25 protein-coding genes are annotated in these 24,768 nt (G+C 63.1%); 20 read left to right on the forward strand and 5 right to left on the reverse strand.

The window, feature by feature from the left end:
- The first annotated feature begins 83 nt into the window (after positions 1–83).
- The 20 genes from ECTHA_RS18575 to glmS all read left to right on the forward strand — a co-directional run bounded on the left by ECTHA_RS18575 (position 84) and on the right by glmS (position 20,905).
- Complete coding sequence (locus tag ECTHA_RS18575; protein WP_238623991.1) at positions 84–1,358, forward strand: quaternary amine ABC transporter ATP-binding protein; 1,275 nt, start codon at positions 84–86, stop codon at positions 1,356–1,358.
- A 93-nt stretch (positions 1,359–1,451) separates the two neighbouring features.
- Entirely contained in the window at positions 1,452–2,306 is an 855-nt protein-coding gene (locus ECTHA_RS0115020; RefSeq protein ID WP_025283084.1) for an ABC transporter permease, read from the forward strand.
- Between the two features lie 74 nt (positions 2,307–2,380).
- Entirely contained in the window at positions 2,381–3,196 is an 816-nt protein-coding gene (locus tag ECTHA_RS0115025; RefSeq protein WP_026623850.1) for a glycine betaine ABC transporter substrate-binding protein, read from the forward strand.
- A 174-nt stretch (positions 3,197–3,370) separates the two neighbouring features.
- Complete coding sequence (locus tag ECTHA_RS0115030) at positions 3,371–4,375, forward strand: porin (protein ID WP_025283082.1); 1,005 nt, start codon at positions 3,371–3,373, stop codon at positions 4,373–4,375.
- A 404-nt stretch (positions 4,376–4,779) separates the two neighbouring features.
- Complete coding sequence (locus ECTHA_RS0115035) at positions 4,780–5,676, forward strand: PfkB family carbohydrate kinase (protein ID WP_026623851.1); 897 nt, start codon at positions 4,780–4,782, stop codon at positions 5,674–5,676.
- A gap of 396 nt (positions 5,677–6,072) precedes the next feature.
- The gene (gene mnmG / locus ECTHA_RS0115040) at positions 6,073–7,965 is read left to right on the forward strand and encodes a tRNA uridine-5-carboxymethylaminomethyl(34) synthesis enzyme MnmG (RefSeq protein ID WP_025283080.1); all 1,893 of its coding nucleotides are present in this window, start codon (positions 6,073–6,075) and stop codon (positions 7,963–7,965) included.
- A complete protein-coding gene (gene rsmG / locus ECTHA_RS0115045; RefSeq protein WP_025283079.1) occupies positions 7,958–8,626 on the forward strand; it encodes a 16S rRNA (guanine(527)-N(7))-methyltransferase RsmG in 669 nt (222 codons plus the stop codon). Before mnmG ends, rsmG begins: the two co-directional genes overlap by 8 nt.
- A 3-nt stretch (positions 8,627–8,629) precedes the next feature.
- Positions 8,630–9,430: a ParA family protein gene (locus ECTHA_RS0115050; RefSeq protein WP_025283078.1), complete on the forward strand. Its 801-nt coding sequence runs from the start codon at positions 8,630–8,632 to the stop codon at positions 9,428–9,430.
- A gap of 86 nt (positions 9,431–9,516) precedes the next feature.
- On the forward strand, positions 9,517–10,380 hold the full coding sequence (locus ECTHA_RS0115055) for a ParB/RepB/Spo0J family partition protein (protein WP_025283077.1): 864 nt from the start codon (positions 9,517–9,519) through the stop codon (positions 10,378–10,380).
- 135 nt (positions 10,381–10,515) lie between these two features.
- Entirely contained in the window at positions 10,516–10,917 is a 402-nt protein-coding gene (locus tag ECTHA_RS18580; RefSeq protein ID WP_025283076.1) for an ATP synthase subunit I, read from the forward strand.
- 15 nt (positions 10,918–10,932) lie between these two features.
- Positions 10,933–11,706: a F0F1 ATP synthase subunit A gene (gene atpB / locus ECTHA_RS0115065; RefSeq protein ID WP_025283075.1), complete on the forward strand. Its 774-nt coding sequence runs from the start codon at positions 10,933–10,935 to the stop codon at positions 11,704–11,706.
- Positions 11,707–11,801: 95 nt separating this feature from the next.
- Complete coding sequence (gene atpE, locus ECTHA_RS0115070) at positions 11,802–12,071, forward strand: F0F1 ATP synthase subunit C (RefSeq protein WP_025283074.1); 270 nt, start codon at positions 11,802–11,804, stop codon at positions 12,069–12,071.
- Positions 12,072–12,131: 60 nt separating this feature from the next.
- On the forward strand, positions 12,132–12,602 hold the full coding sequence (locus ECTHA_RS0115075) for a F0F1 ATP synthase subunit B (protein ID WP_025283073.1): 471 nt from the start codon (positions 12,132–12,134) through the stop codon (positions 12,600–12,602).
- A gap of 10 nt (positions 12,603–12,612) precedes the next feature.
- Positions 12,613–13,149 carry a F0F1 ATP synthase subunit delta gene (locus ECTHA_RS0115080; RefSeq protein WP_025283072.1) on the forward strand — a complete coding sequence of 179 codons (537 nt, stop codon included), beginning with the start codon at positions 12,613–12,615 and terminating at the stop codon, positions 13,147–13,149.
- A 29-nt stretch (positions 13,150–13,178) separates the two neighbouring features.
- Positions 13,179–14,720 (forward strand): F0F1 ATP synthase subunit alpha, encoded by a 1,542-nt coding sequence (atpA, locus tag ECTHA_RS0115085; protein WP_025283071.1) that lies wholly within the window; start codon positions 13,179–13,181, stop codon positions 14,718–14,720.
- 14 nt (positions 14,721–14,734) lie between these two features.
- Entirely contained in the window at positions 14,735–15,595 is an 861-nt protein-coding gene (atpG, locus tag ECTHA_RS0115090) for a F0F1 ATP synthase subunit gamma (protein WP_025283070.1), read from the forward strand.
- 44 nt (positions 15,596–15,639) lie between these two features.
- Entirely contained in the window at positions 15,640–17,022 is a 1,383-nt protein-coding gene (gene atpD / locus ECTHA_RS0115095; RefSeq protein WP_025283069.1) for a F0F1 ATP synthase subunit beta, read from the forward strand.
- Positions 17,023–17,034: 12 nt separating this feature from the next.
- Positions 17,035–17,466 (forward strand): F0F1 ATP synthase subunit epsilon, encoded by a 432-nt coding sequence (locus tag ECTHA_RS0115100; RefSeq protein WP_025283068.1) that lies wholly within the window; start codon positions 17,035–17,037, stop codon positions 17,464–17,466.
- A gap of 175 nt (positions 17,467–17,641) precedes the next feature.
- Positions 17,642–19,015: a bifunctional UDP-N-acetylglucosamine diphosphorylase/glucosamine-1-phosphate N-acetyltransferase GlmU gene (gene glmU, locus ECTHA_RS0115105; protein WP_026623853.1), complete on the forward strand. Its 1,374-nt coding sequence runs from the start codon at positions 17,642–17,644 to the stop codon at positions 19,013–19,015.
- Between the two features lie 57 nt (positions 19,016–19,072).
- Complete coding sequence (gene glmS / locus ECTHA_RS0115110) at positions 19,073–20,905, forward strand: glutamine--fructose-6-phosphate transaminase (isomerizing) (RefSeq protein ID WP_025283067.1); 1,833 nt, start codon at positions 19,073–19,075, stop codon at positions 20,903–20,905.
- Between the two features lie 90 nt (positions 20,906–20,995).
- Here the strand turns inward: glmS and ECTHA_RS18585 are convergent, their stop codons facing one another.
- The 5 genes from ECTHA_RS18585 to ECTHA_RS0115135 all read right to left on the reverse strand — a co-directional run bounded on the left by ECTHA_RS18585 (position 20,996) and on the right by ECTHA_RS0115135 (position 24,759).
- Positions 20,996–21,442, reverse strand: coding sequence for a cytochrome c (locus ECTHA_RS18585; protein WP_025283066.1), 447 nt, complete (start codon positions 21,440–21,442; stop codon positions 20,996–20,998).
- Positions 21,443–21,560: 118 nt separating this feature from the next.
- Positions 21,561–22,010, reverse strand: a complete 450-nt coding sequence (locus ECTHA_RS0115120) for a hypothetical protein (RefSeq protein WP_025283065.1) — start codon at positions 22,008–22,010, stop codon at positions 21,561–21,563.
- A 118-nt stretch (positions 22,011–22,128) separates the two neighbouring features.
- Positions 22,129–22,683 carry a DJ-1 family glyoxalase III gene (locus tag ECTHA_RS0115125; protein WP_025283064.1) on the reverse strand — a complete coding sequence of 185 codons (555 nt, stop codon included), beginning with the start codon at positions 22,681–22,683 and terminating at the stop codon, positions 22,129–22,131.
- On the reverse strand, positions 22,623–23,432 hold the full coding sequence (locus ECTHA_RS0115130; protein WP_025283063.1) for a divergent polysaccharide deacetylase family protein: 810 nt from the start codon (positions 23,430–23,432) through the stop codon (positions 22,623–22,625). The genes ECTHA_RS0115125 and ECTHA_RS0115130 overlap by 61 nt, the downstream gene beginning before the upstream one ends.
- A 25-nt stretch (positions 23,433–23,457) precedes the next feature.
- Complete coding sequence (locus tag ECTHA_RS0115135; RefSeq protein ID WP_025283062.1) at positions 23,458–24,759, reverse strand: S41 family peptidase; 1,302 nt, start codon at positions 24,757–24,759, stop codon at positions 23,458–23,460.
- Positions 24,760–24,768: the final 9 nt, after the last annotated feature.

The following is a 24,768-nucleotide window of genomic DNA, read 5'->3' on the forward strand; positions in this document are numbered from 1 at the left end:
GGCCTGAACAGGCATCGGGGCGCAGTGTTTTCATTTTTCCGAACTTTCACGGGTCCTTCGAGGGGCCCAGGCAGGACAAGACCTTGCAACCGAAAATCCAGGTAAAGAACGTCACCAAGGTGTTTGGTGACCACCCCGAACGCGCCTTGCAACTCCTGGACGAGGGCCTGGACAGAAAGGAAATCCTTCAGCGCACCGGGCAGACGGTGGGGATCCAGAACGTCTGCTTCGATGTGGCCCAGGGCGAGATCCTCGTGGTCATGGGGCTCAGTGGCTGCGGCAAGTCCACACTGATCCGTTGCCTTAACCGTCTCATCGAGCCCACTGCTGGCGAGGTGGTGATCGACGGCGAAGACATCCTCAAGCTATCCAACGATCAGGTCCTGGAGCGACGCCGTCGCAAGTTCGGCATGGTGTTCCAGAACTTTGCCCTGTTCCCTCACCGCACCATCATGGAAAATGCCGCCTTTGGGCTGGAGATCGGCGGTACCGACAAGGAAACCCGCGACGCCAAGGCCACCGAGGCGCTGAAGCTGGTAGGTCTGGATGGCTGGGAGCAGTCCTATCCCTCGCAATTGTCCGGCGGCATGCAGCAGCGCGTGGGCCTGGCCCGGGCCCTGGCGGTGGACCCGGACATCCTGCTCATGGACGAGGCCTTCAGCGCCCTGGACCCCCTGATTCGCCGTGACATGCAGGATGAGTTGCTGGCCCTGCAGTCCCGGGTGAAAAAGACCATCGTCTTCATCACCCACGACCTGGACGAGGCCCTGCGACTGGGGGATCGCATCGTGCTCATGAAGGATGGGTATGTGGTGCAGATCGGCACCCCCGAGGACATCCTCACGTCCCCCGCCAGCCGCTACGTGGAGCGTTTCGTGGAGGATGTGGACAAGACCCAGATCCTGACCGCCGGCGCCATCATGCACGATTCCCGAATACGTGTGACGCCCAACGATGGGCCTCGCACTGCGCTGCACAAGATGGATCAGGAAAGCTTCTACAGCGTCTTTGTCACCCAGCGCGACGGCACCCTGGAGGGCTATGTCTGGGCTGAGGACGCGGCCGAGGCGGTCAAGCGCAAGGAAAAGACCCTGGAGGGCATCATCCAGCGCGACCACTACGCGGTGAAACCCGACGAGAGCATTGGCACGCTGTTCCAGATGCTGGTGGACACGCGCATTCCGCTCGCCGTGGTGGACGACAACGGCAAGTTGCTGGGCACCATCGTCAAGACGCAAGTCCTGGCCGCGCTCGCCGATGCCCAGCCCGACAAGGAGGATGCCGAAGCTGGAGATGGCGAAGGCGAAACCGAACCCACCCAGGCCCAGGAAACCGCAGAAGCCAAGGTCGGCGCCTGACGGTATGCGTCTCCGGGTGCGAGCCGATTGTGGCCTGCACCCGGGTGGCAAGGCCTGTCCCATGACCCCCGTTCAAGCCCGGATCACCATACAATGAGTCAAGATTTTCCCTTCGTAGGCAAGTTCCCGTTGTCGGATTACATCGACGACGGTCTGGACTGGCTGACCACCACCTTCTCGGGTGTCACCCGGGCCATCAGTACCGTGCTCGGCAACGGCGTGGAAGGCGTGGTGACCGCCCTCAGCTTCCCGCCCCCCTGGGTGGTCATCCTCGGTTTCGCGGCCCTCGCCTGGTACCTGGCAGGCCGGCGCGTGGGTATCGGCACGGCAGCCGGCCTGCTGTTCCTCTGGAACCTGCAGCTCTGGCAGGCCACTGTCGAGACCTTCACCCTGGTGCTGTTCGCCACCGCCGTGGCCGTGGCCATCGCCCTGCCGCTGGGCATCCTGGGGGGGCTTTCCGACCGGTTCAAGGCGGCGGTCATGCCGGTGCTGGACTTCATGCAGACCATGCCGGCCTTCGTTTACCTGATCCCGGCCATCCCGTTCTTCGGGCTGGGGCAGGTGTCCGCCATGTTCGCCACCGTCATTTTCTCCATGCCCCCGGCCATCCGCCTCACCATCCTCGGCATTCGCCAGGTACCCAAGGAACTGGTGGAGGCCTCGGACGCCTTTGGTGCCAACTGGCGCCAGAAACTGTTCAAGGTGCAGATGCCCCTGGCCGTGCCCACCATCATGGCCGGCATCAATCAGACCATCATGCTGGCACTGTCCATGGTGGTGATCGCTGCCATGATCGGCGCCGGCGGCCTGGGCGGCGAGGTGTGGCGCGCCATCCAGCGACTGCAGCCGGGCAACGGTTTCGAGGCCGGCATCGCCATCGTCATCCTGGCCATGATCCTCGACCGGGTCACCCAGAAGATCGGGCAACCCAAGAAGAAGCAGCAGTAGTCAGCCCCACAACCGGAGATACGCCGATGCATCAAGCAAGAAAAACACGGGCCGCCCACTGGGCCGGCATCATCATGATCATCGCCCTGCTGGCCCTGCCCATGGCTGCCACCGCAGGCGACAAGGGTCGCATCAGCCTGCCCTACGTGGAGTGGGCCAGCGAAGTGGCCAGCACCAACGTGGTGCGCGTGGTGCTGGAAGAGGCCGGCTACGACGTGCGCATGGTTTCGGTGAGTGCCGCCGCCATGTGGCAGTCCGTCGCCACCGGCGACCAGGACGCCTTCGTCGCCGCCTGGCTGCCCACCACCCACGGCCACTACCTGGAGCAGGTGCAGGACCGGGTCGAGGACCTGGGCCCCAACATGGAAGGCACCCGCATCGGCCTGGCCGTGCCCACCTACGTGGAAATCGATTCCATCGAGGAACTCAATGATCACCGCCGCCAGTTCGGTCGCCAGATCATCGGCATCGACCCCGGCGCCGGCATCATGAGCACCACCGAGGACGCCATCGAGGAATACGGCCTCAACCTGCGTCTGGTGGAAGGCTCCGACGCCACCATGACCGGTGTGCTGGCTAATGCCATCCGCACCAACGACTGGGTGGTGGTCACCGCCTGGACCCCCCATTGGAAGGAAGCCCGCTGGGATCTCAAGTACCTGGAAGATCCCAAGGGCATCTACGGTGGTGAGGAATACGTCCACACCATCGTCCGGGCCGGACTCAAGGACGACATGCCCGAAGCCTACGCCATCCTCAACAACTTCAACTGGACGCCTGAGAAGATGGCCGAGTTGATGGTGATGAACGAAGAGGGCGGCGATCCTTACGACAACGCCAAGCGCTGGGTCGAGCAGAACCGCGACCTGGTGGACACCTGGCTGCCGTAAGCCCCACGGGTGCCCGGCACGATACTCGGGCACCCGCTGATGCCTTGGGCCCTCATGGGACCCAAGGCATCAGCCTGGTAGTACAACACCTTTGAAACCAGCACGTTCAGCGGGTCTGAACGTGCTTATGACCAAAACCCCGCACAGACGGGAAAACGAGTGAACACACACGCCATGAACAGAAAGACCTTGATCGCCACCGCCGTCACCGCCGCCCTGGCCGTGCCGGCCTACACCCAGGCCAATGACCTGAACTTCGACTTCTACGGCTCCGCGCGCATCGCCGTGGAAAACGTCCGTCCTGACAACCAGGACGAGAATGACGGCGGCCTGGATTCCTACAGCGGCTTCCGCGACGCCTATTCCCGCATCGGCTTCAACGCCGACTACCCCCTGGCTGAAGGCCTGACCCTGATCGGCCAGCTTGAACTGCCCATCGACATCGCCAACAAGGCCGTGCAGGATCCGTGGGATCAGGAGCAGGACGTGCGCGTTGCCCAGATCGGGGTGCAGGGTGATATGGGTACGCTGCTGTATGGCCAGATGTGGATGCCCTATTACAATGCCATCTCCTTCCCGGTGGATATGTTCAGCAGCTACTACAGTGGCTTTGCGACCTTCACCACCTTCCGTGAGAAGGACAGCATTTCTTACTACAGCCCGGACATGAATGGCCTGTCCTTCGCCTTCGCCTGGAGTGAGGAAAATGGCCTGAATGGCGATGATCGTGTCCAGCTGACGGGTAGTTATGCCTTTGGCGACACCATCGTGTCCGTTGGTATGGATGACTTCCGAGGTGACGACAACACGACGCTGGCCGGGATCTCAATCGCTCATACGATGGGTGACCTGTACCTGGGAGCAAAATATGAGCGCTTCTACAGCGATGCCGATTCCGGGTATGGAGAAGATGGTGACACTGCCATGAACGTGTATGCTGGTTACACCATGGGACAAAATACGTTCAAGGTGATGGTTGCCGAGGTTAAGGAGTTTGGTGAGACCGTGGTGCATCTCGGTTACGACTACCAGTTCAATAATGACCTGAAATTCTTCGCTGAGTATTATCGTGAACAGACGACTGCTGCGATCACGGACAAGCGCGAAGGGCGCGGTGTGTTCCCGGCCGAAGCTAAAGGCGGCCAGGTCTTCACCGCCGGCATGCGCTACGACTTCTAAGTCAGTCGCATCATCCGGGATGGCGCCCTCAGGGTAGGCCATGCCAAGCAGACAAAGGGGGCTCGCGAGCCCCCTTTGTCGTGTCAGGCCCAAGCGGAGCCTGTCCGTCCAAAGCAAACAGCAAGGCGCGACCCCAGGTTCACCACGATCCAGGTGCATTGGGGGCGGTCCGGCTGTGGGCGGGTGTTCGCCGCAGGGATGCGGCGATCAAGCCTACAGGGACGTATTCACGGCGTCCCGCCGGCAGCCGGACCGCCCCCAATGCGCCGACCTCACCGCCAGCTGCGGACCGCCAGCCCCCAGCGGAATCCAAGCCAGCCACCACACCCCCCAACTTTACCCCCACCCCCCCATTCACTATCCTGTCCCGACCCGCCTCCACCCGCCCACAGGCACCCCACACCATGGCCCACATCCTCGGCATCGGCGTCGCCACCCTGGACATCATCAACATCGTCGACCACTACCCCGCGGAAGACGAAGAAATGCGCGCCCTCGAACAACGCGCCTGCCCCGGCGGCAACGCCGCCAACACCCTCCACGTCCTCAAACAACTGGGCCACCACTGCGACCTGGCCACCGTCCTGGCGGAAGAACCCGACGGCGACCGCCTCAAAAACCTCCTGACACAGCGCGGCATCGGCACCGACACCTGCCAGCGTCGCAGCGGCCGCACCCCCACCTCCTACATCACCCTCAACGCCACCAACGGCTCCCGCACCATCATCCACCACCGCGACCTGCCCGAACTGCAAGCCAGCCACGTCGCAAACCTCCCCCTGGACCGCTACGACTGGATCCACCTCCAGGCGCGCGACACCCACACCACCAGCCGCATCCTGCAAACCCTGCGCAGCCACCAGCCCAGCCATCGCCCCATCTCCCTCGAAGTGGAAAAGGACAGAGACGGCGTCGACATGCTCTTCGGTCAACCCGACGTCATCATCTTCTCCCGACCCTTCGTCCTCGGCCGCGGCTACGACGAACCCGAAGCCTTCCTGAGGGGCATCCACAAACGCGTGCCCGGCGCCATCCTCATCAGCACCTGGGGCGAAGAAGGCTCCTGGGCCTGGGCCAGCCGCGACGGCCTCTACCACGCCCCCGCCTGCCCACCCCCCCAAGTCATCGACACCCTCGGCGCCGGCGACACCTACAACGCCGGCCTCATCCACACCCTCGCCAACGGCGGCACCGTCACCCAGGCCCTCTCCAACGCCACCCGCCTGGCAGGCCACAAGGTCGGCCAACGCGGCCTCGACGGCCTGGACATCAGCATCCTGCAAAGCGAAGGCGACAACTGAGACCCGACGTATCCATCCAAAACTTAGCGATTACTTACAGAGCTCCCGAAGTGCACCCAGGGGCGAGGTCACCCCCACCCAAGCCCTGCGATCACCCACGACCCACTCGGAGGGCACCCTAAGGCGAAGCCAATACAGCATCCGAGCCCCTTTGGGGAGGGTAAGGCTGTGCGCGGGTGTGCGCCGCATGGATGCGGCGCTCAAGCCTACAGGGATGTATTCACGGCGTCCCGCGAACGGCCTTACCCTCCCCAAAGGGGCGCCCCCAATGCTGAACGAAGGAAATGCCCCCCCCATCCAAGGAAGCCAATGCCCCAGCCAAACCACCCACGATCCCCTGCACCCAACCCCTCAAACGGTTAAACTAAAGAAATATCCCAACCCCGGCCCTCAACCATGCACTACCAGGCTCAATACGACGTCATCGTCGTCGGCGGCGGACATGCCGGGACCGAGGCGGCCCTGGCGGCCGCCCGCATGGGCTGCAACACCCTGCTGCTCACCCACAACATCGACACCATCGGCCAGATGAGCTGCAACCCCGCCATCGGCGGCATCGGCAAAGGCCACCTGGTCAAGGAAATCGACGCCCTCGGCGGCCTCATGGCACGAGCCGCCGACCAGGGCGGCATCCAGTTCCGCACCCTCAACAGCCGCAAGGGCCCCGCCGTGCGCGCCACCCGCGCCCAGGCCGACCGCAGCCTCTACAAGGCCGCCGTGCGCCATGGCGTCGAAAACCAGCCCAATCTGCAACTCTTCCAGCAGGCCGTGGACGACCTCATCATCGAAGGCGAACGCGTCACCGGCGTCATCACCCAGGGCGGCCTGCACTTCATGGCCCCCTCAGTGGTGCTCACCGTCGGCACCTTCCTGGCCGGTCGCATCCACGTGGGCGAGGCCAACCACGCAGGAGGCCGCGCCGGCGATCCCCCCGCCACCCGCCTGGCCGAACGCCTGCGCGAACTGGCACCACGCGTGGGTCGCCTCAAGACCGGCACACCGCCGCGCCTGGACGCCCGCAGCATCGATTTTGACCGGGTGAGCGAACAACCCGGCGACACCCCCACGCCCGTGTTCTCCTTCATCGGCAGCGCCGCCCAGCACCCGCGCCAGATCAGCTGCCACATTACCTGGACCACCCCGCGCACCCTGGACATCATTCGCGACAACCTGCACCGCTCCCCCATGTACAGCGGCGTCATCGAAGGCATCGGCCCCCGCTATTGCCCCTCCATCGAGGACAAGGTGGTGCGCTTCGCCGACAAGGAACGTCACCAGATCTTCATCGAACCCGAAGGCCTGGATACCCACGAAATCTATCCCAACGGCCTCTCCACCAGCCTGCCGTTCGACGTGCAGGTCCAGGTGGTGCGCTCCATCGAAGGCTTCGAGCAGGCCCACATCATCCGGCCCGGCTACGCCATCGAATACGACTTCTTCGACCCCCGCGACCTCAAGCCCAGCCTGGAAACCCGTGCCGTGCAGGGGCTGTTCTTCGCTGGCCAGATCAACGGCACCACCGGCTACGAAGAGGCCGGAGCCCAGGGGCTCGTGGCCGGTATCAATGCCGCCCGGCGCGTGCGCGACCAGGATGCCTGGTGCCCACGCCGGGACGAAGCCTACATCGGCGTGATGATCGACGACCTCATCACCCGCGGCACCGGCGAGCCCTACCGCATGTTCACCAGTCGTGCCGAATACCGCCTCACCCTGCGCGAGGACAATGCCGACCTGCGCCTTACCCCGGCCGGTCGTGAGCTGGGCGTGGTGGATGACGCACGCTGGGCCGCTTTTGCCGCCAAACGCGAGGCCATCGAGCGCGAGACCGCCCGGCTGGAGCGGGTCACACTCAAACCCGGTCGTGTGCCCGAAGATCAGGCGCAGGCGCTGTTCGGGGGGGCGCTGACCCGGGACTGCTCCCTGCTGGAACTGCTGCGCCGCCCCGGCGTTGGCTACGCCGAACTCACTGCCCTGGCAGACGCCGGCCCGCCAGTGCAAGACCCGCGGGTGGCCGAGCAGGTGGAGATCCAGGTGAAATACGCCGGCTACATCGAGCGCCAGAAGGACGAAGTGGCGCGTTCACGTCGCCTGGAAGACACCGCCCTGCCCGAGAATCTGGACTACCAGGCCGTGGCCGGCCTCTCCCACGAGGTGCGTCAGAAACTGGCGGAACACCGACCGGCCACCGTGGGACAGGCCTCGCGCATCCCCGGCGTGACGCCCGCTGCCGTCTCCCTGCTGCTGGTGCACCTCAAGAAACAATCCATGAGTCTCAAACGCAGTGCCTGATTCCACCCGCCTCGCCCACGATGCCGTCCATCCCTTTCCACCCCATGTGGGAGAACGCCTGGCCCGGGGGCTGGGCCAGCTGGGGCTGGATGCCGATCTGAAAACGCCCCTGCTGGCCTATGTCTCCCTGCTCACTCGCTGGAACAAGGCCTACAACCTCACCGCCGTGCGCGACCCCAGGGATATGGTCAATGTCCATCTGCTGGATTCCCTGGCCGCACTGCCCCATGCGCGCGGGCCGCGCATCCTGGATGTGGGCACGGGGCCCGGGCTGCCGGGCATTCCGCTGGCACTGACCCGGCCTGATTGGCAGTTCGTGCTGCTGGACTCAGGGATCAAGAAGACCCGATTCCTGCGTCAGGTGGTCATGGAGCTGGGTCTTGGCAATGTGGAGGTGGTCCATTCCCGAGTGGAAAACTACCGTCCGGACCAGGGCTTTGATACAGTCATGAGCCGCGCATTCTCCGCCACCGGCACGTTCACGCGTGTGGCCGGCCATCTGTGCGGCCCCGGGGGACAATTGCTCGCCATGAAGGGCCGCGACGCCGACAATGACCCCGAAGGGCTGCCCGCTGGCTGGTCCGTGGTGGCGACCCATTCGCTCCGGGTGCCCGGCTTGTCTGCCGTGCGGCATCTGGTCGAAATCAAAAAGGATTCCTGAGACATGGTCAGAATTATCGCCGTGGCCAACCAGAAAGGCGGTGTCGGCAAGACCACCACCAGCATCAACCTGGCTGCCTCCCTGGCGGCCGCCCGGCGGCGCGTGCTCCTGATCGACCTGGACCCGCAGGGCAATGCCACCATGGGCAGTGGTGCCGACAAGTACGACCTCTCCCACAGCGCCTGTGATGTCCTCATGAAGCGTGCATCGGCTGCCGATACCATCATGAAGATGGAGGCCGTGGGTTACAGCCTGATGCCTTCCAACAGCGACCTGACCGTGGCCGAAGTGAACCTGATGACGGCCCTGCGTCGGGAGTATCGCCTGCAGGAGGCGCTGGCCGGTGTTCAGGAGGACTACGACTTCATCATCATTGATTGCCCGCCCTCGCTGAACATGCTCACCGTCAACGCCCTGGTGGCGGCCCATGGCGTGATCATCCCCATGCAGTGCGAGTATTACGCCCTGGAAGGGCTCTCGGCCCTGGTGCAGACCATCGACAGCATCCGCGAGTCGGTCAATCATGAACTGCAGATCCATGGCTTGCTGCGCACCATGTTCGATCCACGCAACAACCTGTCCACCGAAGTGAGCGAACAGCTCACCCAGCACTTCGGGGACCGGGTGTATCGCACCGTGATTCCGCGCAATATCCGTCTGGCGGAGGCGCCCAGCCATGGCCTGCCGGTCATCCTGTATGATAAGTCCTCTCGCGGTGCCCTGGCCTACCTGGCCCTGGCCGGCGAGATCCTGCGTCGCGAAGGCCGGCCCACGGCCCCGGAGAATGTCCCGGGCGTGGCTTGAGTGTCTGCGCCCGCCGGGACCGGGGTGCCCGCCGCATGGGGCGTCCCATCCGCTTTGCAGCCCCTTACTTTCGGGTGAACAGCATCATGGCAAGAAGAAAATCGGGACTGGGTCGCGGCCTGGATGTATTGCTTTCCAGCGCCAGCCAGGCCGGACATGAAAGGGATGACCCTTCCGACCTGCGGCAGGTGCCGGTGGAGCAGATCCGTCGTGGCCGCTACCAGCCCCGCATGAACATCCAGCCCGAGGCGCTGGAGGAGCTGGCCAACTCCATCCGTGCCCAGGGCATGGTGCAGCCGGTGGTTGTCCGGCCGGTGGAGGAGGGATTCGAGCTGGTGGCCGGCGAGCGCCGCTGGCGGGCCGCGCAGATGGTCGGTCTGCGCGAGATACCCGCTGTGGTGCGCGACATCCCGGATCGTGCGGCGGCCGCCATGGCTCTGATCGAGAACATCCAGCGGGAAGATCTCAACCCCCTGGAGGAGGCCAACGCCCTGCACCGGCTCATCGATGAGTTTGGCCTCACTCATCAGCAGGCGGCAGAGTCCGTGGGGCGCTCACGCACCAGTGTCACCAACCTGCTGCGCCTGCAGGAGCTGGAGGAACCGGTCAAGACCCTGGTGGACGAAGGGCGTCTGGAGATGGGGCATGCCCGGGCATTGCTGTCCCTGGTGGGGCCGGTGCAGGTGGATGCCGCGCGCCGTGTGGCCGACAAGGGGTTGTCCGTGCGCGAGACCGAGCGTCTGGTGCAATCCCTGCTCAACGAGCAGGAAAAGACCCCCGACAATACCAAGCCCTCGCGTAACCCGGACGTGGAACGCCTGGAATCCGAGCTTTCCGATCGGCTCGGGGCACGGGTGAATATCCAGTACAACACCCGCGGACGAGGCAAGCTTGTCATCCAGTACAACAGCCTGGATGAGCTGGATGGCATCCTTGGCCACATTAATTAGTGGGTCATCAAACCTCGTGTTTGTCAATTCCAGCGTTGACCGCCCGTTAGCGGACTCTTATAATGCCGCGCTGCTGTCATCGGTGCGCGGTCTTCCGGAGCGCCGAAAAAACAAGGTGAAGCACCGATTGACGACATGACCCAATATCCGCTCGCCCAGGCAAGACTCTGGAATCGGGCAACCAAGCTGATACTTGGCCTGCAGTTGCTGGTCGCTGGCCTGGGTTATCTGGGCGGCTATCTGGCGGGTGGATCGGATACGGCGTGGGCTGCCCTGGTGGGTGGCTTGATCAGCTTCATCTCGACAGCGTATTTTGCGTTCCGCGTCTTTTCCGGCCGCAGGGGGCGGCCGGCGAAAACCATCGTAAGAAGTTTCTATGCCGGGGAGACCCAGAAAATCTTCCTGACTGTGGCCCTGTTTGTGGTCGCAATCGTGTGGCTGGAGGTTGAGTTCCTGCCCATGTTTCTGACTTACATGGCCGGACTCATGGCCTTTTGGCTGGCCCTGCTGCCGGTGATGTCCGGCGCAAACGAGTAAAAGCGAGCGAACACCATGTCAATGGAATACGAGTCTGCTGGAGACTACATCAAGCACCACCTCGGGCATTTGACCCTGGGCAACCCGGAGTCGTTCTGGTCCATCCATCTGGATACCATGTTCTTCTCCCTGGCCATGGGTGGTCTGTTCCTCTTCATCTTCATGCAAGCCGCCAAATACGTCACTCAAGGCGTGCCGGGCAACCTTCAGAATCTCGTGGAGATCATTGTCGGCTTCGTGGATCAGCAGGTGAAAGACACCTTCCATGGCCGCAGCAACCTGATCGCCCCGCTGGCGCTGACGCTGTTCGTGTGGATTTTCCTCATGAATCTGCTCAAGCTGCTCCCCTACGATCTGATTCCCTATCTGGCCCACGCGGTTGGCCTTGAATACATGCGCATCAACCCCACCTCGGACATCAATGCCACCTTCGGCATGTCCCTGGCGGTGTTCGGCCTGATCATCTACTACAGCATCCATATCAAGGGCGGTGCAGGTTTCGCCAAGGAAATGCTCCTGCACCCCTTCGGTAAGTGGCTGATGCCCTTCAATCTGGTCCTCAAGGTGGTGGAAGAGATCGCCAAGCCGGTTTCTCTCTCACTGCGACTCTTCGGCAACATGTATGCTGGCGGCCTGATCTTCACCCTGATTGCCCTGCTGCCCTGGTACATCCAGTGGTCGCTGGGTCTGCCCTGGTCGCTGTTCAAGTTGCTGATCATCACCTTGCAGGCGTTCATCTTCATGGTGCTCACCATCGTGTACCTGAGCATGGCCCACGAAGATCATTGACGAACGGCACCCCGGGCCGCCTTCGGCGACTCGGGGTGGATTCACCCCAAGCTGTTCTTTGTAACCTTTGACTTTTAAACTTTCTGGAGGAAGTTATGGAACTCGCCATCGCTAACGTTCAGGGCATGACCGCCATCGCTGTGGGTCTGATTCTGGGTTTGGGTGCACTCGGTACCGCAATCGGCTTCGGTCTGCTGGGTGGTCGTTTCCTGGAAGGCGCTGCGCGTCAGCCTGAGATGGTCCCCATGCTGCAGGTGAAGATGTTCATCGTTGCCGGTCTGCTCGACGCCGTGACCATGATCGGTGTGGGTCTGGCCCTGTTCTTCACCTTTGCTAACCCCTTCCTGGGCGCGGTGACCGGTTAAAGCGCGGATGCCTTATCGCGCAGTCCACCCGATACAACCGTCTCTAGGGGAGGTAGCAACGTGAATATCAATCTCACGCTGCTCGGTCAGATGATCACCTTCGCCCTGTTGGTGTGGGTCACCATGAAGTATGTGTGGCCCCCCATCATCAAGGCGATGAAAGAGCGTCAGAAAGAGATCGCCGATGGCCTGGCGGCCGCCGAGCGCGGCAAGCATGAGCAGCAGCTTGCCGAAGACAGGGCCAAGAAGGTCCTTCAGGAAGCCAAGCAGCAGGCTGCGGAAATCGTCGCCACGGCTCAAAAGCGCGCCAACGAAATCGTTGAATCCTCCAAGGATACCGCTCGCCAGGAAGCCGACCGCATCAAGGAATCCGCTCACTCCGAGATCGAGCAGGAGGTCAATCGTGCCCGCGAAGAACTGCGCAAGCAGGTGGGTACGCTGGCGGTCACTGGTGCCGAGCGCATCCTGAAGAAGGAAGTCGACGCCAAAGCCCACAATCAGGTGATCAAAGACCTGGTGAGCCAGATCTAGGTGAGCCGCCATGTCTGAAAAAACCACGGCCGCAAGGCCTTACGCCAAGGCGGCGTTCGAGGTCGCAAAGGACGCCGGCAATCTGGCTGGCTGGTCCGATCAACTCGCTTTCATGTCCGCTGTCGCCAGTGACGCGAAGATGAGCGAGTTCCTCGATAGCCCCAAAATCACCCGCGAGACGATGGCCAAGGCCTTCCTCGAGACCTGCGAAGGCAAGGTGGATGATGGTGGACGCAACTTCCTGCGCCTATTGGCGGAGAATGACCGTTTGCCGCTACTGCCCGAGATCGCCCGGCTCTTCGAGACCATGAAGGCGGAAGCAGAACGCAAGGTGGAAGCCACGGTGTTCTCCGCGCAGGATGTGGATGCGGATCAGAAAAAGGCGATCGCCGACGCGCTGAAAAAGCGCCTCGGGCGTGACGTGGATCTGGTCTGCCAGGTGGACGACAGCCTCATCGGCGGCGCCATCATCCGCGCGGGAGACCTGGTCATCGATGGCTCGGTCCGAGGGCGCTTGTCGCGCCTGGCCAGTAGTCTGAGCCGCTAAGAGGATTCGAGCTAAGAGGATTTCGAACTATGCAACTCAACCCGTCTGAAATCAGTGAACTGATCAGCCAGCGTATCAAAAGCTACGAATCGGCGGCCGAGGCTCGCACCGAGGGCACCGTGGTCAGTTTGTCCGATGGTATCTGCCGACTGCACGGTCTGGCCGATGTCATGCAGGGCGAAATGATCGAATTCCCCGGCGACACCTATGGCCTGGCGCTCAACCTTGAGCGTGATTCCGTGGGCGCCGTTATTCTGGGTGATTACAAGCACATCAAGGAAGGCGACACCGCCAAGTGCACCGGTCGCATCCTGGAAGTGCCGGTAGGCGAGGCCCTGCTGGGCCGTGTGGTGAACTCCCTGGGCATGCCGGTGGATGGCAAGGGCAGCATTGAATCCGATGGGACGGCTCCCATCGAGAAGATTGCCCCGGGCGTGATCGAACGCCAGTCCGTGGATCAGCCGGTGCAGACCGGTCTGAAGGCTGTGGATGCCATGGTGCCAGTGGGTCGTGGTCAGCGTGAGCTGATCATCGGCGACCGCCAGACCGGCAAGACCGCCGTGGCCGTGGATGCCATCATCAACCAGAAAGGCAGCGGCATTAAGTGCATCTACGTGGCAGTGGGGCAGAAGGCCTCTTCCATTGCCAGCGTGGTGCGCAAGCTGGAAGAGCATGGCGCGATGGAGCACACCATCATCGTCGCGGCCACCGCTTCTGAATCCGCCGCCATGCAGTACATTGCCCCTTACGCCGGTTGCGCCATGGGCGAGTACTTCCGTGACCGGGGTGAAGATGCCCTGATCATCTATGATGACCTCACCAAGCAGGCCTGGGCCTATCGTCAGGTGTCCCTGCTGCTGCGTCGTCCGCCGGGTCGTGAAGCCTACCCCGGTGACGTGTTCTACCTGCACTCCCGCCTGCTGGAGCGCTCTTCCCGCGTGAATGCGGAATACGTGGAGAAGTTCACCAACGGCAAGGTGAAGGGCAAGACCGGTTCGCTGACCGCCCTGCCCATCATCGAGACCCAGGCCGGTGACGTGTCTGCCTTTGTGCCGACCAACGTGATCTCCATCACCGACGGCCAGATCTTCCTGGAAACCGACCTGTTCAACGCAGGTATCCGACCGGCCATCAACGCGGGTCTGTCGGTGTCTCGTGTGGGGGGTTCGGCGCAGACCAAGATCATCAAGAAGCTGGGTGGCGGTGTGCGTCTGGCACTGGCTCAGTATCGTGAGCTGGCAGCCTTCTCGCAGTTTGCTTCCGACCTGGACGAAGCCACCCGCAAGCAGTTGGAACGCGGCCAGCGCGTCATGGAGCTCATGAAGCAGAAGCAGTACGCGCCGCTGTCCATCGGTGAGATGGCCTTCTCGCTGTTCGCCGCCGAGGAAGGCTACCTGGACGACGTGGAAGACAAGAAGGTCGTGGACTTTGAGCACGCCCTGCACGATTACCTGCGCTCGAGCCAGAAGGAACTCCTGGACAAGATCAACGAGACGGGTGATTTCGGCGACGACATCAAGTCCGGCATGAAGGCCGCTCTTGATGACTTCAAGGCAAATCACAGCTGGTAATCGGGGGCTGACTTATGGCAGGCGCAAAAGAGATCCGCGGCCAGATCAAGAGTATCAAGAATACTCAGAAGATCACCAAAGCCATGGAGATGGTGGCCGCCAGCAAAATGCGCAGGGCGCAGGATCGCATGCTGGAAACCCGCCCCTACGCGGAAAAGATCCGGCAGGTGATCGGCCATGTGGCCATGGCCAACGCGGAATACCGGCATCCGTATCTGGAAGAGCGGGACGTCAAGCGTGTGGGCATCATTGTGGTGTCCACCGACCGGGGGCTGTGCGGCGGTCTGAACATCAACCTGTTCAAGAAGACCGTGCAGCAGATGCGCGAGTGGCGGGAACAGGACGTGGAGATCGATTTGTGCCTGATCGGCAGCAAGGCCCTCGGGTTCTTCCGTCGCATGGGTGGCAATGTGGTGGCCAATACGGCCAACCTGGGCGACAAGCCCCGTCTCAACGACCTGATCGGCACCATCAAGGTGATGCTCGAGGCCTATGACGAGGGCCGGATCGACCGGCTGCTGCTGGTGGAAAACGAGTTCGTGAACACCATGAGCCAGAAGCCCAAGGTCACGACCCTGCTGCCCATCGAGCCCGCTGGCGAGGACCAACTCAAGCATCACTGGGACTACATCTACGAGCCGGATACCGTGCCCGTGCTGGACACCCTGCTGACCCGTTACATCGAGTCCGTAATCTACCAGGCGGTGGTCGAAAACGTGGCCTGTGAAATGGCAGCCCGGATGGTGGCAATGAAGTCGGCCACCGACAACGCCGGGGATCTCATTGATGAACTGCAGCTGGTGTACAACAAGGCACGTCAGGCAGCCATCACCCAGGAGATCTCCGAGATCGTCGGCGGCGCCGCTGCGGTTTGAGGCCGACCCCGGTTCAAGATTCGAAAGACTAGAGGATTATCAACATGAGTGCTGGAAACATCGTTGAAATTATCGGCGCGGTGGTGGACGTAGAGTTCCCCCGTGACGCCGTGCCCAAGATCTACGATGCCCTCATGGTGGAAGAGGTCGGCCTCACCCTGGAAGTTCAGCAGCAGCTGGGTGACGGTGTGGTGCGGACCATCGCCATGGGTACAACGGACGGCCTGCGCCGTGGCATCAATGTCTCCAACACCGGCAAGGCCATCACCGTGCCGGTGGGCAAGGGCACCCTGGGCCGGATCATGGACGTGCTGGGCAAGCCGGTGGACAACGCCGGCGACGTGAAGGCGGAAGACTCCTGGTCCATCCACCGTGCGGCACCCAGCTACGAAGAACAGGCCGGTTCCACCGACCTGCTGGAGACCGGCATCAAGGTGATCGACCTGCTTTGCCCGTTCGCCAAGGGCGGCAAGGTGGGCCTGTTCGGTGGTGCCGGCGTGGGCAAGACCGTGAACATGATGGAGCTGATCCGTAACATCGCCATCGAACACTCCGGTTACTCCGTGTTCGCCGGTGTGGGGGAGCGTACCCGTGAGGGGAACGACTTCTACCACGAGATGAAGGACTCCAACGTGCTGGACAAGGTGGCCCTGGTCTATGGCCAGATGAACGAGCCCCCGGGTAACCGTCTGCGCGTCGCACTGACCGGCCTGACCATGGCGGAATACTTCCGTGACGAAGGCCGTGACGTGCTGATGTTCATCGACAACATCTACCGTTACACCCTGGCCGGTACCGAGGTGTCCGCACTGCTGGGTCGTATGCCCTCCGCAGTGGGTTACCAGCCGACCCTGGCTGAGGAAATGGGTGTTCTTCAGGAGCGTATCACCTCCACCAAGAAGGGCTCCATCACCTCCATCCAGGCCGTTTACGTGCCTGCGGATGACTTGACCGACCCCTCTCCGGCCACCACCTTTGCTCACCTGGACGCCACGGTGGTGCTGTCCCGTCAGATTGCCGAGCTGGGCATCTACCCGGCGGTGGATCCCTTGGACTCCACCAGTCGTCAGCTGGACCCGCTGATCATCGGTCAGGAACACTACGATACGGCCCGTGCCGTGCAGAACACCCTGCAGCGCTATAAGGAACTCAAGGACATCATTGCCATCCTGGGTATGGATGAGCTGTCCGAGGAAGACAAGCAGGTGGTGTCCCGGGCTCGCAAGATCCAGCGCTTCCTGTCCCAGCCCTTCTTTGTGGCGGAAGTGTTCACCGGCTCGCCCGGCAAGTACGTGTCCCTCAAGGACACGATCAATGGCTTCCAGGCCATCGTCGACGGCGAGTACGATCACCTCCCGGAGCAGGCCTTCTACATGGTGGGCAGCATCGAAGAGGCCGTCGAGAAGGCGGAGAAGCTCAACAAGTAAGCGGGGGCAACCATGTCCATGACGTTTCACGTCGATATTGTGAGTGCGGAGGAGTCCATCTACTCCGGAACAGCTCACATGCTGGTGGCGCCGGCAGAACATGGCGAGGTGGGTGTCATGCCTCGTCACTCCCAGTACATCTCGCTGCTCAAGCCGGGCGAGATCCGGGTGAAGGTGTCGGACTCCGGTGAGGAGCACAACATCTTCATTTCCGGTGGTGTGCTGGAGGTTCAGCCCCACGTGGTGACCGTGTTGGCGGATACTGCCATCCGGGCCAAGGATCTGGACGAGGCGGAGGCCCTGGAGGCCAAGCAGCGTGCCGAGGATGCACTGGCCAACCGCAAGGCGGACTTCGACTATGCCAAGGCTCAGTCGGAGCTGATTGAGGCGGCTGCACGCCTGCGCATGATCCAGAAGCTGCGTAACAGCAGTAACAAGCAGTAAGGCCGGGCGGGGGAGGTTCCCGTTCGCGACAAAGGCCCTTCGCCTTCGGGAGAGGGGCCTTTTGTCGTTCTGGCGCCCCGGATGGCGGTCTTCGGGCCCTGGCGGTTCCCCCGTCTCCGTTCATTCCGGTAGACTTTCCCCACCTTATTGGAACATGTACCGGGAAGGCCCCCAGGTGAGCACCCCAACCACTGTCATCATCCTCGCCGCCGGCCAGGGCACGCGCATGCGCTCTGCCCTGCCCAAGGTACTGCACCCTCTGGCTGGGCAGCCCTTGCTGGCGCATGTCATCCAGACCGCCCAGGCGCTGACGCCCGAGCGGATTGTTGTCGTCTACGGTCATGGGGGCGATCAGGTTCGCCTGGCCCTGGCGGATGCCCCGGTCACCTGGGTGGAGCAGACCGAGCAACTGGGCACGGGGCATGCGGTGGCCCAGGCCCTGCCTGAGGCCGGGCAGGACGACCGTGTTCTTGTCCTCTATGGGGATGTGCCCCTGGTGGCTCAGGAGAGCCTGGCTCGGCTTCTGCGGGCCCTGGATGACCATGAACTGGCCGTACAGACCATGATGCTGGAAGACCCCACCGGTTACGGACGCATCCTGCGCGACGCCAAGGGGCAACCGGCACGCATTGTTGAACAAAAGGACGCCACTGCCGATGAGCTGACCATCCGCGAGGTGAACACGGGCTTCATGGCGGCCTATCGCCGCCGTCTGGAAGACTGGCTGGGCCGGGTGGACCGTAACAATGCCCAGGGCGAATATTACCTGACCGATTGCATTTCCCTGGCGGCCGGGGATGGCGTGCGGGTGGCTGCGGTGGTGGCCGATGATCCCGAGCAGTTCCAGGGCGTCAACGATCGGGTGCAACTGGCGGCCCTGGAGCGTGCCTATCAGCGTCGCCAGGCCGAAATCCTGATGCGGGGGGGTGTCTCGGTGCGTGATCCGGCGCGTCTGGATATCCGGGGCACCCTCTCTACCGGGCAGGATGTGACCCTGGACGTCAACGTGATCCTGGAAGGCGATGTCACCCTGGGCGAGGGTGTCCAGGTGGGCGCCCATTGCGTGCTGCGCAACGTCAGCGTGGGGCCGGGCACGATCATTCAGTCCCATTGCATCCTGGAGGACGCCACCATCGGGGCGGATGCCAGGATCGGCCCCTTTGCCCGCATCCGGCCCGGCACGGAACTGGCGGCCGGCGTGCACGTGGGGAATTTTGTCGAGATCAAGAAAAGCCGGGTGGGCGAGGGGTCCAAGGTGAACCACCTGAGCTACGTGGGCGATAGCCAGGTGGGCCGGGGCGTGAACGTGGGCGCCGGGACCATCACCTGCAACTATGATGGTGCGAACAAGCATCTCACCGTGATCGGCGATGGGGCCTTCATCGGCTCCAACACGGCCCTGGTGGCTCCGGTCACGGTGGGCGAGGGTGCCACCATCGGTGCCGGTTCCACCATCAACGCCGATGCCCCGGCGGGACAGCTGACCCTGACCCGGGCGCCGTTGGAAACGAGAACCGATTGGCAGCGACCGACGAAGAAAGGCGGTTGAGGGAGGTGGAGTGCCATACGGGCCCTCACCCTTATGACATAAACAAAAGGATTCACCATGTGCGGAATCATCGGCGCCATCGCCCAACGTGATGTCCAACCCATCCTCATCGAAGGCCTCAGGCGCCTGGAATACCGAGGCTACGACTCCGCCGGCATGGTCGTCATGGACCCTCAGGGTCGCCTGCAGCGGGAACGCTCCGTGGGCAAGGTGGAAGCCCTGGCGCAACGGGTGGCCGGCAGCGGCCTGACCGGTACCCTGGGCATCGCACACACCCGCTGGGCCACCCATGGTGGCCCCACCGAGCGCAATGCCCATCCCCATCTGAGCGGCGAGCGCATCGCTGTGGTCCACAACGGCATCATCGAGAACTACCAGGCCCTGCGGGACGACCTCAAGGCTCGGGGCTTTGAATTCACCTCCGACACCGACACCGAAGTCATCGCCCACCAGATCATGGACTACTGCCAGCAGGGTCATGATCTCCTGGAGGCGGTGCGGCGGGCCACGGCGCATTTCAGTGGCGCCTATGCCCTGGGTGTGATCAGCCGCGACGAACCCGATCGCCTGATCGCCGTGCGCGAAGGCAGCCCATTGATCATCGGACTGGGCATCGGTGAGCATTTCATCGCCTCGGACATCCAGGCCATGTTGCCGGTGACGCAACGCTTTGTGTACCTGGAGAACGGCGACATCGCCGAACTGCGCCGGGACAGCCATCGTATCCTGGACGCCGACGGCCAGGCGGTGGACCGCCCGGTGACCGAAAGCTCGCTGACTGCCGGTGCCGCCGACCGGGGCCGCTTCCGTCACTTCATGCTCAAGGAAATCCACGAGCAGCCCCGCGCCGTGGCCGAGACCCTGGAGGGTCGCCTGGCTCCCGATGGGGTGCTGGAAGGCATCATGGGGCCGGGCTCCGAGGAAATCCTGGCGCAAGTGAAGTCGGTGCAGATCCTCGCCTGCGGCACCAGCTACCATGCCGGGCTGGTGGCCAGCTACTGGATCGAGGGCCTGCTGGGCCTGCCCTGCCGGGTGGAGGTGGCCAGCGAATTCCGCTACCGGCGCCATGCGGTGCTACCCGATTGCCTGCTGGTGACCATCTCCCAGTCCGGCGAGACCGCCGATTCCCTGGCGGCCCTGCGACAGGCCCGCGAGGATGATTATCTGGGTTCCCTGGCCATCTGCAATGTGCCGGAGAGTTCACTGGTGCGTGAATCCGACATGGTCCTCATGACCCATGCCGGCCCGGAGATCGGCGTGGCCTCCACCAAGGCCTTCACCACCCAGCTGGTGGCCCTGTTCCTGCTGGTGCTCTCCCTGGGGCGCCATCATGGTCTGGCGCCCGCCCGGGCCCAATCCTTCGTGGAGCAACTGCGCGCCCTGCCTGCGGCCCTGGAGAAGGTGCTGGCCCTGGACACGCCCATCGAGCGCCTGGCCATGGGGTTGGCCGACAAGCATCATGCTCTGTTCCTGGGGCGGGGCTGCCACTACCCCATCGCCCTGGAAGGCGCCCTCAAGCTCAAGGAGATCTCCTACATCCACGCGGAGGCCTATCCCGCCGGCGAGCTCAAGCACGGCCCCCTGGCCCTGGTGGACGCCGACATGCCCGTGGTGGTGGTGGCACCCAACAATCACCTGCTGGAAAAGCTCAAGTCCAACCTGGAAGAGGTGAGAGCTCGTGGTGGCCACCTGATGGTCTTCACCGACGACGTGGCCGCCCTGGGCAGCGACGGCGCCATCCAGAGCCTGGCGGTTCCTCCGGTGGACGACTGGCTCTCCGCCATCATCCACACCGTGCCCCTGCAACTGCTCTCCTACCACACCGCCATCCTCAAGGGCACCGATGTGGATCAGCCCCGTAACCTGGCCAAGTCGGTGACGGTGGAGTAGGGGGCAGACGGATCCGGGCGGCTTGTGCTCACGGTCCGGTTGGGCTTTATGGTGGGGCCCCTGACCTGGCCGCCACCGAACTTGCCGGCCTCAGCGGGTGCGAAACGACATGTGACAGCCCACGCAGGTGGATGTGAGTTCATGCAGTGCCCTGAGGGCCTTCGGCATGTCCTCTTCCTGGGCGACCTGAGCAAATTCGCTGGCCGTTTCATGCATCGTGAACGCCATCTGGCGCATGCCCGCCGGCATGAAGCGACCGGGACCCATGCCCTGGGTGATTTCCCGGTGCTTGCCCATGGTGCTTACGCCCATCGTCTGCTCCGCAAAGTCACCGGCTTCGGCGATCTCGCCCCGTGACAGATGATCCAGGATTCGCTGATAGGCGATCAGGTGTTCCTGCATCTCCTGTCGTAGTAACTCACGCTGCAATTCCGGCATCTCCACCATCTGGCGGTGATCCGGTGGGGGGGCGGGTGGCTGGGCCTGTGCGGGAAGGACGCACAGGCCCATGAGGATGACGAGCATCGAAAGGCGCATGCCAGAGAGACCATGTGTGGGGACGTGCTCCCACGATAGCCCCCGCTACGCTGCGCTGCAAGATGGTGCCCGCCGCCGAGCGGTGAGCGCCCCTGCTCAGCGGGACAAGGGGAGCGATTCAGGCCGCATGCTGCGACTTTGCCTCTTGGGCGACCCGGGCCTCTTCCGGGGTGTATGCCGCGCCTGACCACAGCACCTCGTAGGCGATCTCTTCGTTGCCGTTTTCGCACAGGTCCAGCACTTCCTGGAACAGGGGCTGGAAGGTTTCGCTGCGATGGGAGCGCTCATGGTCTTCGAAGGTGTTCCAGAAGGTGATGATCAGCGCCTCCTTGCCCTTGAGCGGGCTTTTTACTGCCTGACCCACCGTGGAACCTTCATTGGACACATTGCCGCTGTTCAGAGCCACGAACCCACCCACGAAGCCGGTTTCTGAGTGGTAGGTCTTCACGTTTTCACAGAGCACTGCCACGCGCTCCTCCAGATCGTCCACCGTGTACTGCGGCTTGAGGATCACCCGGTTGACCGTGACCACGCCATCCATCGGAAAGTTGGGAATCAGACCACTCATCGCATGCCTCCTCCAAAATGGAAATCAAGCTGATCCGAGGTGCATCAGCAGTTCCTAATGTAGAAGACTGAGCATTCTTGTCAAGTATTGCCCTTCCAAAGGCAGGGATGCCGCGCCCCTATTCAGGCCGACACAGCGGTCCCTCCACCTCACGACGCTTGTCGGCACCCGCCAGCAGTTCGATCAGCGTCAGGGCGAAGTCCATGGCCGTTCCCGGTCCTTGCGAGGTGGCGATGTTGCCATCCACGACCACCGGTTGCTCGGCGAACCGGGTGTCGGGCAGGTCCAGGGTCTTCACCACTGAGGGATGACCGGTGGCGTTGCGGCCCTTGAGCAAGCCGGCGCTGCCGAGCACCTTGGGCGCAGCGCAGATGGCGCCCACGAGGCGACCTTCATCGTGCAGACGGTGCAAGAGAGCATGGATGCGGGGATCGGCATCCAGACGGTTGGCACCCGGCAGACCACCGGGCAGGACGACCAGATCAAAGGGGTCGTCCAGGACCTCGTCCAGGAGCACGTCGGGCTTGAGAACCACCCCTCGGGAGCAGGTGACCGTGCCCGGTTCCAGCCCGGCGACCACCACCTGAAAGTCGGCCCGGCGCAGCAGATCGATCAGGGTGACGGCTTCGACTTCTTCGCTTCCGTGGGTGATGGGGATAAGGACGCGTGCCATTGTTTCACCTCCTGCTTGCGTATGAGGTAATCGCTGACGGTGACCAGGCGGATACCCTGAGCCTTCAGTTCGGGCAGCATCGCCTCCAGCACCTCCAGCGTTGCCGGGTAGGGGTGTCCAATGCCCAACGCATGGCCGCGCATGCGTGCCAATTGACCCAGCAGCTTCACCTGATTGCGAACGAAATCGGCGTCGTGGGGCTGGGCGTCCAGGAAGACATCCCGCTGGGTGCTGGGCAGGCCTGCCCAGGTGGAGATATGACGCACGAGCGTCTCTGCGTGGGTGCGGCTGTCCACGAAATACAGTGCTGGATCGGTGTCGCTCACTTCGGCCATCACCCAGGCCAGATGGTGGGGCTCGCGGGAGAGACGACTGCCCATGTGATTATTCACGCCCCGCACATGCGGGACGCTGGCCAGGGCGAGTCGAACCGTGTCGCGTGTTTCGTATTCATTCATGTGCCGCAAGATGGCCCCGGGGCCGGGATCGTGCCCGTTGTCGGCCTCCATGGGCAGGTGCAGCATCACCTCGTGGCCATGCTCATGGGCCCAGATGGCTGCGTTGTGCGCCTGGGGGGTGTGGGGCAGCACGGCCACCGTGATGGGGCCGGGAAGCGCGGCGGTACGACGCGCTTCCCGCGGGTCATTGCCCAGGTCGTCGATGATGATCGCGATCACTGGCCTGGGGTCATCCCCGGCCACCGCCTCCGCGACCGTCAACGTCAGGGCCCAAAGCAGCAGGCCCAACATGCTCGCCCCGGCCAGGCGCGTCACTTCAGCGGCGCGCCTGGAGGATGTCCAGCCCCTTGAGCATGTTCAGGGCCTCATAGAGCTGGTAGTCCCGCTGTGCCAGGGATTCGCGGGCCTCGACACGGTCCTCATCATCGGCGTCACGGTCCGCACCCCGCAGATGACGATTCAACTGAGCCTCCGTGATCGGTCGTACGGTCGGCTCGCCGGATTCCGCCAGGGTGATCTGCTCCAGCTTGATGTCCGGTTCGATGCCATCAGCCTGGATGGAGCGGCCCGACGGAGTGTAGTAACGCGCCGTGGTCAGCTTGAGCGCCTGGCCCTTCTCCAGGGGCAGGATGGTCTGCACCGAGCCCTTGCCGAAGGTGGATGAGCCCATGATGATGGCCCGCTCATGGTCCTGCAGGGCACCGGCAACGATTTCCGATGCCGATGCCGAACCCGCGTTCACCAGCACCACCATGGGGGCGCCATTGAGCACGTCTCCCGGGGAGGCGGTGTAGCGGAACTGGGAGTCCTTGACGCGGCCTTCGGTGTAGACGATCAGGCCGTCGTTCAGGAAGGCGTCGGATACGCCCACGGCACCGTTGAGGATGCCGCCCGGGTTGTTGCGCAGGTCCAGCACCAGGCCCTTGAGGCCGCCACTTTCCTTTTGCAGCTTGCGCGCCTCTTCCACCAGCATCTGTGCGGTGCGGGACTGGAAGGTGGTTACCCGCAGGTAGCCGAAACCGGGTTCCAGCATCTCGCTGCGCACACTCTGCACACGGATGGTGTCCCGGGTGATCTCCACCTCGAACGGGGCCTCGCGGCCTTCGCGGACCACGGTCAGGGTGATGTCGCTGCCCCGGGGGCCGCGCATCTTGTTGACGGCCTCATTGAGGGTCATCCCTTTCACCGGGGTGTCGTCCAGACGGATGATCAGGTCCCCGGCCTGCATGCCGGCACGGCTCGCGGGGGTGCCGTCGATGGGGGAAATGACCTTGACGAAGCCATCCTCCATGCCCACTTCCAGGCCCAGTCCGCCGAATTCGCCTTGAGTGCCGATTTGAAGCTCGGAGAATTCATCGGAGCTGAGGAAGGTGGAATGGGGGTCCAGCCCGGACAACATGCCCCGGATCGCATTTTGCAGCAGATCCGAGTCCTCCACCTCGTCCACATAATTGCGCTTGATGCGCATGTACACATCCGTGAATGCCCGCAGATCCTCCAGGGGGACGGCTTGTGCGGCTTCCTTTCTGTCGGCGACCACGCCGAACGAGACGCTGAGCATCACGCCCAGAATCAGGCCCATCAGCAGGCCTGCGCCCACGCGGGTTTGGGTTTTCATATACTTTTA

It is taken from the genome of Ectothiorhodospira haloalkaliphila ATCC 51935, assembly GCF_000633935.1.
Classification (GTDB): Bacteria; Pseudomonadota; Gammaproteobacteria; order Ectothiorhodospirales; family Ectothiorhodospiraceae; genus Ectothiorhodospira; species Ectothiorhodospira haloalkaliphila.